The sequence below is a fragment of the Marinobacter sp. L-46 genome (assembly GCF_056859535.1).
In genome coordinates this window covers 27224-39459 of the sequence record NZ_JBSXOP010000045.1, presented here as the reverse complement: position 1 = coordinate 39459, position 12236 = coordinate 27224, and the positions used below count along the sequence as shown (strand labels likewise).

Sequence of the window (12236 nt, the reverse complement as noted above, 5' to 3'; positions counted from 1 at the left end):
TTGTCCTGTGCTGTTCAGGCCTGGGCCTGCCGCTCGGCCCACTCGCTCGGGGTGTAGGCTTTCGGGTGAAGGGCGTGAATGGTGCCGTCCATAATGTGCTGGAACAGTACCTTGTTGATCATCTGCTGCCGTTTGATGGTGGGCAGGCCTTCAAATACGTCACCCACAGCAACCACAAGGTAGTGGCTGCCATCGACCTGTACCTGAACCTCGCAACCGGGCAGGGCTTCTTTAACAAGTTCGGTAACCTGGGCGGCGTCCATAGGGATTCCTCGACTGGTTTGAAATCAGGGGCGGAATTGTAACCAATTCCCGGGCGCCGGTCAGCTGTGTGTGGCAAATCCGGGAATCTGGTCTTCCAGATTGCTGAGGGCGGCCAGCGACAACAGGCGGTCGCTGGCACCCTGAAAGGTGAGGGGTTGCTGTTTTCCCAGGGCCAGCCGGTGCCAGCACAACAGCATGGACAACACCACACTGTGGGCGGTGGCCAGGCCGGAAAGGTCAACGGTTAACGGGACGCTGGCCGCCCCGATCAACTGTTCACCCTGCTTGCGCAGGGCGATCACGGTATCGGCGTTCACCTCACCGGTTACGGCGAGAGTATTACCTGAGAGCTCGACAGCCGGAGCGGTCATGAACGGTCCAGCTCCTCATCAAGCTTCAGGGCTTCAACAGCATCGCCCCAACCATCAATCACGGCCTGAACCTGGCCACGGTTCTGCTCCATTTCCTGGGCAAAGCGATCCCGGAATGCCAGGCCGATGTTCACGCCTTCCACAATCACGTTCTCCATCATCCAGCGGCCTTCGCCATTGCGGTACATGGAGTAGGTGACCGGATAGCGGTTGCCGGACGCGCTGATTACTTCCATCTGCACAGACGCACGGTCGTCGTTCTGAGCCAGGATTTCCGCGTCCAGCACGTTGATTTCGAAGTTCTCGGCACTCACCAGCGCCTGGGCGTAGCTATCGAACAGGCTGCGCTTGAACTTGGCCACAAACTCGTCCCGCTGTTCGGGAGAGGTCTGGCGAGCGTAGCGCCCCATTACCCGGGCTGCAATGCGGCGAAAATCCACAAACTGGTCCAGGGTTTCATCCATGCTGGCATAGAAGGCTTCCGGGTCCTGCTCGTAGAGGCCCTTTTCTTCATTGAGCTTCTGCACCAGCTTCTGGGTGTTTTCGTCTACATACTGTTTCAGGTCATCTTCCGGACCGGCCCAGGCCTGGCCCGCCACCAGGGCAACCATGGCAAACATCCAGATGAATCGTTGTTTCAGGGCAAGCATTGTGTTCTCCCGCATTCGTTTCTGTGCTCTGCCCCGCATCAGCGTCCGGAGGCAAAGTTACTGATCAGCCGCTCGAGATTCATGGCAGACTGAGTGGAATAAAAGGTGTCGCCCGGGCTCAGGGACTCGAGGTCGCCACCAACAGATATATCAATGTACTGATCTCCCAGCAGGCCGGATGTACGTATTACTGCTGCACTGTCCGCCGGGATATTGTCGATACCGGCATCGATAGCCAGCACTACCCGGGCCTGGAAGGTTTCGGTATCCAGCTCGATGGATTCGATGGCACCGATGGTGACACCCGCCATCGACACCTTGCCCCGGGGCGCCAGGCCTCCGGTGTCATTGAAGTTGGCATAGAGGGTGTAACGATCACCAGCCGATTTCGGAGACAGTCCGCTCACCTGCAACGCCAGGAACAGCAGGGCGGCCAACCCGGCGATCATGAACAGGCCTACGATTACTTCTGTGGTTCTTTGTGCCATTGCAGGCTCCCTGAAAATTTGATCAGAAATCGCCGAACATGACGGCCGTCAGGACGAAGTCCAGCCCGAGCACCGCCAGCGATGAATAAACAACGGTTTTGGTGGTGGCAGAACTGATGCCGGCGGAGGTGGGCACACAATCATAGCCCTGATACACCGCAATCCAGGCGCAGACAAAACCGAACACCACGCTCTTGATAACGCCATTCAGTACGTCATCCACAAAATCCACTGACGACTGCATGTTGCCCCAGAAGGCGCCTTCGAACACGCCCAGCCAGTCCACGCCCACCAGCATGCCACCCCAGATACCGACTACGGAGAAAATCATGGCCAGCACCGGCATGGCGATAAATCCGGCCCAGAGCCTGGGCGCAATCACCCGGCGCAAGGGGTCCACACCCATCATCTCCATACTGGAAAGCTGCTCGGTGGCTTTCATCAGGCCGATCTCTGCAGTCAATGCTGAACCAGCCCGACCGGCAAACAGCAGAGCCGTTACCACCGGCCCCAGCTCACGCACCAGCGTCAGGGCGATCATCTGGCCGATCGCAGCCTCGGAGCCGTAATCGCTGAGAATGGTGTAACCCTGCAGGCCCAGCACCATGCCGATAAACAGCCCGGACACCACCACAATGGCCAGCGACAGTACACCGACAAAATACAACTGGCGCAGCAACAGCGGAAACCCGGTCGCCGGCCGGGGAATGCCTGCCAGAACGCCCACCAGGAAACGCCCGGACCGGCCAAAGGAAGAAATCACATCCAACCCGCCACGGCCCAGGGCGGCAATACGGTCGATCATAGTGCGCCTCCGTTTACGCCGAAGTCCGCAGCGGCATCGCTGGCCGGATAATGGAACGGCACCGGGCCATCGGGCTGGCCATTCAGAAATTGCTGGACTCGGTCAGACGGATGCTGGCGCAGTTCCTCCGGAGTACCTTCTCCGATCACCTTACCGTCCGCCAGGATACAGGCGTAGTGGCAAATACTGAGAGATTCCGGCACATCGTGGGAGACCAGCACGCTGGTCAGCCCCATGGAACTGTTCAGATCCCGGATCAACTTCACCAGCACGCCCATGGCAATGGGGTCCTGCCCGGCAAACGGCTCGTCGTACATGATCAGTTCCGGGTCCAGGGCAATGCTACGGGCCAGTGCAACCCGGCGGGTCATGCCGCCGGACAGTTCGGAAGGCATGAGTTTACGGGCACCACGCAGGCCCACGGCCTCAAGCTTCATCAGCACGATGTCGCGAATCATGTCTTCCGGCAACCTGGTGTGCACCCTCAGCGGGAAGGCCACGTTTTCATAAACGCTCAGGTCAGTGAACAGGGCACCACTCTGGAACAGCATGCCCATCTTTTCCCGCAACCGGTAAAGGTCTTTGCGCTTGAGGGCCGGCACATTATGGCCGTCCACGGAAACCTGCCCGGAATCCGGCCTTAGCTGGCCGCCGATCAGGCGCAAAAGCGTGGTCTTGCCGGTGCCGCTGGGGCCCATAATGGCGGTGATCTTGCCCTTGGGTATATCCAGCGTTACGCCGTCGAAAATGCGGCGACCACCTCGGGAAAACACCACATCCTTAAGTGTTATGTAAGCAGATGACTCCATAATCCATCCTTCTCGGGGAGCGCCTACATTAAGACAAGAGGTTCATAAATGATATACTTGCCAGCCAATCGCTCACGGCCCGGATGGTAGCCGGGGCAGCCAAACCAAGCAAGCGGACAGAGGGAAAACCAGCCGAGATGACAGACTCCAACTCTTCAGGTGGCCAGGACTACCGCACCTCTGCCCTGCGGGCTATCCGCATCGAACGGGAAGCTATCGAAGCCCTTGAGGGCCGCATTAATGGCGACTTCACCCGGGCTTGCGAGGTCATCATGGCCTGCAAGGGCCGCGTGGTGGTGACCGGCATGGGCAAATCCGGCCACATCGGCAACAAGATTGCCGCCACCCTGGCCAGCACCGGCACGCCTTCATTCTTTGTACACCCCGGCGAAGCCAGCCACGGCGACATGGGCATGATTACCCCGCAGGACGTAGTGATTGCCATCTCCAACAGTGGCAGCACCAGCGAAGTGGTTACCATCCTGCCCCTGATCAAGCGCATGGGCGCTCCGCTGATCAGCATGACCGGCAACCCCAACTCGGTCCTGGCCAAGGAAGCCATCGCCAACCTGGATGTCAGCGTGGCTATTGAAGCCTGCCCCCTGGGCCTGGCCCCCACCTCCAGTACCACCGCCACCCTGGTGATGGGCGATGCCCTGGCCGTGGCCCTGCTGGAAGCCCGCGGCTTCAGCGCCGAAGACTTCGCGTTCTCCCACCCCGGCGGCAGCCTGGGCCGGCGCTTGCTGCTGCGGGTCTCCGACATCATGCATTCCGGCGATGCAATTCCGAAAGTCACCGAAGATGTCAGCCTCAGCACCGCGCTGCTGGAAATCACCCGCAAGGGTCTGGGTATGACCACGGTAGTGAATACAAAGGACGAACTGACCGGCATCTTCACCGATGGTGACCTGCGCCGTACCCTGGATAAATCCGTGGATGTGCACACCACTGTCATCCGGGATGTCATGACCCGCCACGGCAAAACCATCCGCGCCGACCACCTGGCCGCCGAAGCCCTGAACATGATGGAAGAACTGAAGATCAACGCCCTGCCGGTCACCGATGAAAACGGCCAGCTGACCGGCGCCATCAACATGCACGACCTGCTGCGCGCGGGGGTTATCTGAATGACCGGCATGGTTCACCCCCTGCAAAACCAGTGGAACGACGCACTGAAAGCCAAAGCCGCCGCCATCCGCCTGGTGGCCTTTGACGTAGACGGCATTATGAGTGATGGCCGCCTGTACTTCAGCGCCGGCGGCGACGAGCTGAAAACCTTCAACATCCTGGATGGCCTGGGCCTGAAACAGCTGATGCACGCCGGCATTACCGTGGCGGTGATTACCGGCAGGCGCTCGCCGCTCACCGAAAAGCGCATGAACGACCTGGGCATCAGCCACCTGATGCAGGGCCGGGAAGACAAGCGGGTGGCCTTGCAGGAACTGGTGGCTGACATGGACATTACCGCCGGGCAAATCGGCTACATGGGCGATGACCTGCCGGACCTCCCTGCCCTGCAGTACGCGGGCCTTGGCATCAGCGTGCCCAACGGCCACTGGCTGGTCCGTCAGCATGCCGACTACTGCACGCAGGCAGCGGGCGGTCAGGGCGCCGTGCGCGAAGCCTGCGAACTGATTCTCTGGGCCCAGGGCCAGCTGGAAAACACCCTGGCCCCCTACCTGGCCGAATCACAGGACGACCGGGCATGATCCGGCGGTTCTTTTCCTCACAGGCCGGCAAACCCTGGCTGCGCACCCTGGCCCTGGCGGCTACTGTTGCCGCCACGATTTACCTGATGTGGCAAAGCGGCGAGCCACCGGTACCCGATCCCGAAGCGGCACAGCTTCGGGGCCCCGCCGAGCCGGACGGCTTCGTGGTGGGCGCCGACTACCGGGCCTGGAATGAACAGGGCACCCTGGAAATCCACATGACCAGCCCCCGCATCGAGCAGTTCGATCACGACAGCAGCGCCAGGATGACAGACCCGAGCGCCCGCCTGTTCGGCGAGGGTGAGGCCGAACCGTGGATAATTGAAGCCGATGCAGGTAGCCTGCTGCAGTCTCAGGGGCTGATGCACCTGGAAGGTAACGTGACCGTACTGCGCACCAGCGGCGACTCCCGGGCCACGCTGGCCACGGAAGCGCTGACCCTGGACAACAACGAAGGCACCGTATTCACCGACCTGCCGGTAACCATTACCGAGCCGTTCGGTACCACCCAGGCCACCGGCATGAAGGCCTGGATTGATCAACGCATACTGGAACTCAACTCCCGGGTGGAAGGGCAATATGAAACCGTCAGGTAAGCTCCGTTTTTATCCGCCGGCGCTGCTGGCTGCCGCGCTGATGCTGGCCGCCCCGGCGATGGCCTTTGATATGGACTCGAACACCCCCATCCAGGTGAGTGCCGACTCCGCCCGGCTGGATGACAGCGCCGGCGTGGCCACCTACACCGGCGACGTGGAACTGGTGCAGGGCAGCACCCGGCTGGAAGCCCAGCGGGCGGTGCTGTACCGGGACGACCAGGGCCTGAGCCGCATTGAAGCCAGTGGATCACCCGCCCATTACCGCCAGCCCTCCCGGGAAGGCGAAGGCATGACCAATGCCAGCGCCCTGAACATTACCTGGGCCGCGAAAGACAACCAGCTGACCTTCGAGCGCCAGGCCGTCATCGAACAGGCGGGCAACACCTTCAAGGGTGATGTTATTCATTACAATACGGTCAGCCGGGTGGTCACCGCCGAGGGCGGCAATACAGAAACCGGCGGTTCCGGCCGGGTCGAAATGGTCATCCAGCCGCGTAACACCGGCCAGTCCAGTAACGGGGAAGGTTCTGATGGCAGTACTCAGGGCCAGTAATCTGGCCAAAAGCTACAAGCAGAAAAAAGTGGTCCTGGATGTTTCCCTGGAGATCCGCTCCGGAGAAATCGTCGGCCTGCTGGGCCCTAATGGCGCAGGCAAAACCACCTGCTTTTACATGATCGTAGGCCTGGTGCCGGCAGACCGGGGCCGCATCACCATCGACAGCCAGGACATCACTCCGCTGCCCATGCACGGCCGCGCCCGTAAGGGCATCGGTTACCTGCCCCAGGAAGCCTCGGTATTCCGCAAACTCACCGTGCGGGACAACATCATGGCCATCCTGGAAACCCGCAAGGGCCTGAACCGGGCCGACCGGGAAGCCAAGCTGGAAGAGCTGCTGGAAGAATTCCACATCACCCATATCCGGGACAGCCTCGGCATGGCCCTGTCCGGTGGCGAACGTCGCCGGGTGGAAATTGCCCGGGCCCTGGCCATGGAGCCTGCCTTCATCCTGTTGGACGAGCCCTTCGCCGGGGTAGACCCCATTTCCGTCAGCGACATCAAACACATTATCCGGCACCTGCGGGATAAGGGCATTGGCGTACTGATTACCGACCATAACGTGCGGGAAACCCTGGACATCTGTGAGAACGCCTACATTGTGTCCGGCGGCCACATCATTGCCTCCGGCAACTCCGAGGCCATCCTCGCCAACCAGCAGGTAAAAGAGGTGTATCTGGGGGACGAATTCCGCCTTTAAGCGGAGCGCCCCGCCCTTTCACCGAGGTCTGATTGTGTTGCAGAACGGTAACAAGTAAACTCGGCAAAGATCTTGCAAGGAAATTCGATTTTTTACCGGGATACCAGTCTGTTATGGATCTAAAGCCATGGTTATGAAAGCCTCGTTACAGCTAAAACTGGGCCAGAGCCTGACCATGACGCCCCAGTTGCAGCAGGCCATCCGCCTGTTGCAGCTTTCTACCCTCGATCTCCAGCAGGAAATCCAGCAGGCGCTGGACTCCAACCCCATGCTGGAAACCGCCGAGGACGACGACCACGGCCCGGACGACACCACCGAACAGCAAAGTTCTGACGACCAGCACAACGAAACCGCCAGCGCCCAGGATGACAACGCCCCGGAAAGCAGCAACGACTGGGACGAATCCGAAAACGGGCCGGACTGGAACTCGGAAAACGACATTACCGACACCATTCCTGACGACCTGCCGGTCGATACCGCCTGGGAAGACATCTACCAAACCGCCCCGGCCAGCACTCCGAAAGACGACGACGAGAACGACTCGGACTTCGAAACCCGCAACTCCCCTACGGAAACCCTGCGGGATCACCTGGAATGGCAGCTGAACCTCACCCCCCTGAGCGAACGGGACCAGGCCATCGCGCACGCCCTGATGGACGCCGTGGACGACCGGGGCTATCTCACCTCGCCGCTGGACGAAATCCACGCCGGCCTGCGTGAAGACAGCGATGAAGACCCACTGGACCTGGATGAGGTAGAAGCCGTGCTGCACCGGCTGCAGCATTTCGACCCCCCGGGTGTGTTTGCCCGGGACCTTCAGGAATGCCTGCTGATCCAGCTGAACCAGCTGCCACCGGACACCCCCTGGCTGCGCCAGGCGCGCCAGGTTGTCACCCAGTTCCTGCACCTGCTGGGCAACCGTGACTACGCGCAGCTGCTGCGCCGCAGCCGGCTGAAGGAAGACCAGTTGCGGGAAGTCCTGGCCCTGATTACCAGCCTGAACCCGAAACCGGGGGATGTGATTGATCACGGTGATACCGACTACGTAATCCCCGATGTGATCGTGCGCAAGCATGAAGGCCGGTGGCGGGTGGAACTGAACCCGGAAATTGCTCCGCGCATCCGGGTGAACGCCAGTTACGCCTCGCTGATTCGCCGGGCCGACAGCAGCGCCGACAACACTTACCTGCGCGACCAGCTGCAGGAAGCCAAGTGGTTTATCAAGAGTCTGCAGAGCCGCAACGAAACCCTGCTGAAAGTGGCCACCCGCATTGTCGAGCACCAGCAGGGCTTCCTGGACCAGGGTGAGGAGGCCATGAAGCCCCTGATCCTGTCGGACATCGCCCAGGCCGTGGAGATGCACGAGTCCACCATCTCCCGGGTAACCACCCAGAAATACATGCACACACCCCGGGGCATCTTCGAGCTGAAGTATTTCTTCTCCAGCCACGTGGGCACCGCCGAAGGCGGGGAGTGTTCCTCTACGGCAATTCGTGCCATGATCAGGAAACTGATTGCAGAGGAAACCCCGAAAAAGCCGTTGAGCGACAGCAAAATTGCGGCCATGCTAGGGGAACAGGGTATCAACGTGGCCCGGCGCACCGTGGCCAAGTATCGGGAGGCCATGCACATACCTCCTTCGAACGAACGCAAGCGACTGGTTTAAGCCTTTACCGGCAATCGTTTACCAATATTCACCGGGGCACGAAGCTCTGGTACTCAGTCCGGCGGAACGCCGGCATGATGACAACAGGAGACGCCAATGCAACTCAACATTTCAGGCCATCACGTAGAACTGACCCCTGCACTGAAGGATTACGTCAACACCAAGTTCGAGAAGCTTGAGCGCCACTTTGACCACATCAGTAACTGTCAGGTGACGCTGGAAGTTGAGAAAGTTCGCCAGATGGCTGAAGCTACCCTCCACGTAATTGGTGGCGAGATTCACGCAAAGGCTGAAAACGAGGATATGTACGCGGCAATCGATGCCCTGGTGGACAAGCTTGACCGCCAGATCCTCAAGCACAAGGAAAAGAACGTAGACCGGATGCACGGTAACGGCTAAGCGCCTTCAGGCGCAGGCTACCGGGTAATTCAATCGAACGAGCTGCGGCAGGGCTACCGGCCGCAGCCTTTTTTTTACGGGTTCACAGTTAATCCATGAGCGATACATCCCTGACCATCGACAACATCCTGGCCCCTGCACTGACGCTGTGCCAGGTACCGGCGTCCAGCAAGAAACGGGTGTTGGAGTTTATTGCCGAGCGGATTCACTATCAGGACGAGACTCTCAACGATAACGACATCTTCAACAACCTGGTGTCCCGGGAGCGTCTTGGCAGCACAGGTATCGGGCAGGGTATCGCCATACCCCACTGCCGCCTGGAAGGCCTGGATCGGGTAATCGGAGTGTTGATGACCCTGGCCGAGCCGGTGGACTTCGATGCCATCGACAACCAGCCGGTAGACCTGGTGTTTGCCCTGGTTGTGCCCAAAGAAGCCACCAGCGAGCACCTGGAGCTGTTGAGCCAGCTTGCTGAACGTTTCAACGACAGCGCATTCTGCGAGCGCCTGCGCAAATGCCAGGATGCCGACTCCCTGTATAAGGGCATGACCACCGACAGCCAGTAACCGAGGGCTGTCAAAGTACGGGAGAAGCCTAACCATGAAGCTGATCATCGTCAGTGGCCGGTCCGGGTCGGGCAAAAGTACGGCACTGCACGTACTGGAAGACCTGGGGTTCTATTGCATAGACAACCTGCCCATCGGCCTGCTGTTTCCCCTGACCCGGGAAGCCGTGGCCCACGAGGCCCCCGGCCGCCTGAAGAAAATGGCGGTCAGTATCGATGCCCGCAACCTGTCCGGTGAACTGGCCAATTTCGAGGACATCTACCAGCGGCTGGGTGATACCGGGATCGAGATCGAAATCATCTTCCTGGATGCCGACGAGCAATCCCTGCTCCAACGGTTCCACGCCACCCGGCGCAAGCACCCCCTGAGCGACGACAAGACCTCTCTGCGCGAAGCCATCAGCAACGAGAAACAGCTGCTGGAACCGCTGTCGAAGCTGGCCGACCTGTATATCAACACCACCGGCCTATCCATGTACGAGTTGCGCGACATGGTGAAACAGCGGGTGGCCGGCCGCAAGGAACAGGAAATCGCCCTGCTGTTCCAGTCATTCGGTTTCAAGCACGGCGTGCCGGTAGATTCCGATTATGTATTCGACGTGCGCTGCCTGCCCAATCCGTACTGGGACACCAGCCTGCGCAAGCACACCGGCACCGACCAGCCGGTAATCGATTTCCTGGAGCGGGAACCGCTGACCGGGCAAATGGTGGACGACCTCACCGGTTTCCTGAACACCTGGCTACCGTCCTTTGCCGACAGCAACCGCAGCTACATGACCATTTCCATCGGCTGCACCGGTGGCCAGCACCGGTCGGTGTATGTGTGCGAGCAATTGGGCGCTTACTTCCGCAAGCAGTACCGCAACGTGCAGGTGCGCCATACCGAGTTGCCTCACCTGCAAGCCCGGGGAGAGATCTGAGCCGCCATGATCTGCCGCCCCATCACAATTATCAACAAGCTCGGGCTGCACGCCCGGGCCACCAACAAGCTGGTGACCACCGCCTCCCGGTTTGACAGCAAGATCACCCTGAAGGCCAAGGGCCGGGAAGTGGATGCCCGCAACATCATGCAGGTGATGATGCTGGCCGCCAGCCAGGGCACCGAAGTGGAGCTGACCGCCGATGGCCCGGACGAACAGGAAGCCATCGACGCCCTGATTGCACTGATCGACGACTATTTCGGCGAGGGTGAATAAAACTTCGTAATTCACCTGCAAGTCTTCCTCACCTGTGTAACCTAACTCCGCTATAATACAAAGGTTTTCTGATCGCAGGTGGTTTCATGACCGACATTCTGGAAAAAAGTCAGGCCCGACAGCGGCTTCGCTCCCTCAGTGAGGCCCTCGACAGTGGTGCCCTCAAACAGGTAGCGCGCATCCTGAATGGCGGCCTGAGCCCCAGTGATATTGCCCACCTGCTGGAATCTTCCCCGCCACGGCAGCGGGTTTTGCTGTGGAAGCTGGTCGACAAACAACTGGAAGGTGAAGTCCTCCAGTACATGTCGGACGACATCCGGGCCGACTTCCTGAGCGAGTTCAACGCCCAGGAACTGGCCAACCTGCTGGAAGACTTCGAATCGGACGACCTGGCCGACTTGCTGCAGCAGCTGCCGGATACGGTGATCCAGGAAGTCTTGGACACCATGGACGAGCAGGACCGGCAGCGGGTAGAGGAAGTACTCTCGTACCCGGAAGACACCGCCGGTGGTCTGATGAACACCGATACGGTGACGGTGCGCCCGGACATCACCATTGACGTTGTTCTACGTTACCTGCGCCGGCACCGTACCCTGCCGCCGATGACCGACAGCCTGATTGTGGTCAGCCGGCGCGACGAATTTATCGGTATTCTTCCCATTACCCGCATGCTGGTATCCAATCCCGGTGCCACCGTGCGGGAGGTCATGGATACCGATATAGAGCCGATCCACGTCACCCTGTCCGACACCAAGGTTGCCACCCTGTTCGAGCGCTACGACCTGATCTCCGCGCCGGTGGTGGATGAAACCAACCGGCTGCTGGGCCGGATCACCATCGATGACGTGGTCGACGTTATCCGGGATGATGCCGACCACTCCCTGATGAGCATGGCCGGCCTGGACGAAGACGAAGACACATTTGCCCCGGTGATGAAAACCACCAAGCGCCGGGCGGTCTGGCTGGGCGTAAACCTGATTACTGCCTTTACCGCCTCGGCAGTCATCGGCCTGTTTGAAGAAACCATCCAGCAGGTGGTTGCCCTGGCGGTACTGATGCCCATCGTAGCCAGCATGGGCGGCATTGCCGGCAGCCAGACCCTGACCCTGGTTATCCGCGGCATGGCCGTGGGCCAGATCAGCGGCGCCAACGTAGGCTGGCTGCTGAACCGGGAGTTTCTTTCCGGCGTACTCAACGGCCTGTTATGGGCCCTGGTGGTGGCGACAGCCGCGGTGCTCTGGTTTAACGACTGGCTGATTGGTGCGGTAATTGCCGCTGCCCTGGTGATCAACCTGGTAGCTGCGGCCCTGGTGGGCACGGTGTTGCCCCTGTTCCTGAAATCCCGGAACATTGACCCGGCGCTGGCCGGCAGCGTTATCCTGACAACGGTAACCGATGTTGTCGGTTTCATGGCCTTCCTGGGATTGGCCACCCTTTTCTACGCCTGACAGACAAGCCTTAT

Annotated in this window: 17 protein-coding genes; 11 read left to right on the top strand and 6 right to left on the bottom strand. The window is 60.1% G+C overall.

Annotated elements, in window-relative coordinates:
• Positions 1 to 14 precede the first annotated feature (14 nt).
• The 6 genes from AC13DJ_RS05190 to AC13DJ_RS05165 are packed head-to-tail and all read right to left on the bottom strand — an operon-like array spanning position 15 to position 3387.
• Positions 15 to 263, bottom strand: a complete 249-nt coding sequence (locus tag AC13DJ_RS05190; protein ID WP_022989665.1) for a BolA family protein — start codon at positions 261 to 263, stop codon at positions 15 to 17.
• A 60-nt stretch (positions 264 to 323) separates the two neighbouring features.
• Positions 324 to 635 (bottom strand): STAS domain-containing protein, encoded by a 312-nt coding sequence (locus AC13DJ_RS05185; RefSeq protein ID WP_199457174.1) that lies wholly within the window; start codon positions 633 to 635, stop codon positions 324 to 326.
• Positions 632 to 1285, bottom strand: coding sequence for an MlaC/ttg2D family ABC transporter substrate-binding protein (locus tag AC13DJ_RS05180; protein ID WP_058341295.1), 654 nt, complete (start codon positions 1283 to 1285; stop codon positions 632 to 634). The genes AC13DJ_RS05185 and AC13DJ_RS05180 overlap by 4 nt, the downstream gene beginning before the upstream one ends.
• A 38-nt stretch (positions 1286 to 1323) precedes the next feature.
• Positions 1324 to 1773, bottom strand: coding sequence for an outer membrane lipid asymmetry maintenance protein MlaD (mlaD, locus tag AC13DJ_RS05175; protein WP_022989668.1), 450 nt, complete (start codon positions 1771 to 1773; stop codon positions 1324 to 1326).
• Positions 1774 to 1795: 22 nt separating this feature from the next.
• Positions 1796 to 2578 (bottom strand): lipid asymmetry maintenance ABC transporter permease subunit MlaE, encoded by a 783-nt coding sequence (gene mlaE / locus AC13DJ_RS05170; RefSeq protein WP_482934030.1) that lies wholly within the window; start codon positions 2576 to 2578, stop codon positions 1796 to 1798.
• Positions 2575 to 3387, bottom strand: coding sequence for an ATP-binding cassette domain-containing protein (locus AC13DJ_RS05165; protein WP_482934029.1), 813 nt, complete (start codon positions 3385 to 3387; stop codon positions 2575 to 2577). The genes mlaE and AC13DJ_RS05165 overlap by 4 nt, the downstream gene beginning before the upstream one ends.
• A 137-nt stretch (positions 3388 to 3524) precedes the next feature.
• Between AC13DJ_RS05165 and AC13DJ_RS05160 the strand changes: the two genes are divergently transcribed.
• From AC13DJ_RS05160 to mgtE, 11 genes are all read left to right on the top strand, one after another.
• The gene (locus tag AC13DJ_RS05160) at positions 3525 to 4514 is read left to right on the top strand and encodes a KpsF/GutQ family sugar-phosphate isomerase (RefSeq protein WP_482934028.1); all 990 of its coding nucleotides are present in this window, start codon (positions 3525 to 3527) and stop codon (positions 4512 to 4514) included.
• A complete protein-coding gene (locus AC13DJ_RS05155) occupies positions 4515 to 5096 on the top strand; it encodes a KdsC family phosphatase (protein ID WP_482934027.1) in 582 nt (193 codons plus the stop codon).
• On the top strand, positions 5093 to 5692 hold the full coding sequence (gene lptC / locus AC13DJ_RS05150) for an LPS export ABC transporter periplasmic protein LptC (protein ID WP_199457169.1): 600 nt from the start codon (positions 5093 to 5095) through the stop codon (positions 5690 to 5692). The genes AC13DJ_RS05155 and lptC overlap by 4 nt, the downstream gene beginning before the upstream one ends.
• Complete coding sequence (lptA, locus tag AC13DJ_RS05145; RefSeq protein ID WP_289102736.1) at positions 5676 to 6245, top strand: lipopolysaccharide transport periplasmic protein LptA; 570 nt, start codon at positions 5676 to 5678, stop codon at positions 6243 to 6245. The genes lptC and lptA overlap by 17 nt, the downstream gene beginning before the upstream one ends.
• Positions 6223 to 6948: an LPS export ABC transporter ATP-binding protein gene (lptB, locus tag AC13DJ_RS05140; RefSeq protein ID WP_022989675.1), complete on the top strand. Its 726-nt coding sequence runs from the start codon at positions 6223 to 6225 to the stop codon at positions 6946 to 6948. The genes lptA and lptB overlap by 23 nt, the downstream gene beginning before the upstream one ends.
• Positions 6949 to 7081: 133 nt before the next feature.
• The gene (locus tag AC13DJ_RS05135) at positions 7082 to 8614 is read left to right on the top strand and encodes an RNA polymerase factor sigma-54 (protein WP_199457199.1); all 1533 of its coding nucleotides are present in this window, start codon (positions 7082 to 7084) and stop codon (positions 8612 to 8614) included.
• Positions 8615 to 8710: 96 nt separating this feature from the next.
• Positions 8711 to 9013 (top strand): ribosome hibernation promoting factor, encoded by a 303-nt coding sequence (hpf, locus tag AC13DJ_RS05130; RefSeq protein WP_094623924.1) that lies wholly within the window; start codon positions 8711 to 8713, stop codon positions 9011 to 9013.
• A gap of 95 nt (positions 9014 to 9108) precedes the next feature.
• Positions 9109 to 9579 carry a PTS IIA-like nitrogen regulatory protein PtsN gene (gene ptsN, locus AC13DJ_RS05125; RefSeq protein WP_058341304.1) on the top strand — a complete coding sequence of 157 codons (471 nt, stop codon included), beginning with the start codon at positions 9109 to 9111 and terminating at the stop codon, positions 9577 to 9579.
• A gap of 34 nt (positions 9580 to 9613) precedes the next feature.
• Complete coding sequence (rapZ, locus tag AC13DJ_RS05120; protein ID WP_094623923.1) at positions 9614 to 10498, top strand: RNase adapter RapZ; 885 nt, start codon at positions 9614 to 9616, stop codon at positions 10496 to 10498.
• A gap of 6 nt (positions 10499 to 10504) precedes the next feature.
• Complete coding sequence (locus AC13DJ_RS05115; RefSeq protein WP_482934026.1) at positions 10505 to 10774, top strand: HPr family phosphocarrier protein; 270 nt, start codon at positions 10505 to 10507, stop codon at positions 10772 to 10774.
• 86 nt (positions 10775 to 10860) lie between these two features.
• A complete protein-coding gene (gene mgtE, locus AC13DJ_RS05110; RefSeq protein ID WP_474540232.1) occupies positions 10861 to 12222 on the top strand; it encodes a magnesium transporter in 1362 nt (453 codons plus the stop codon).
• The last annotated feature ends 14 nt before the right edge of the window (positions 12223 to 12236 follow it).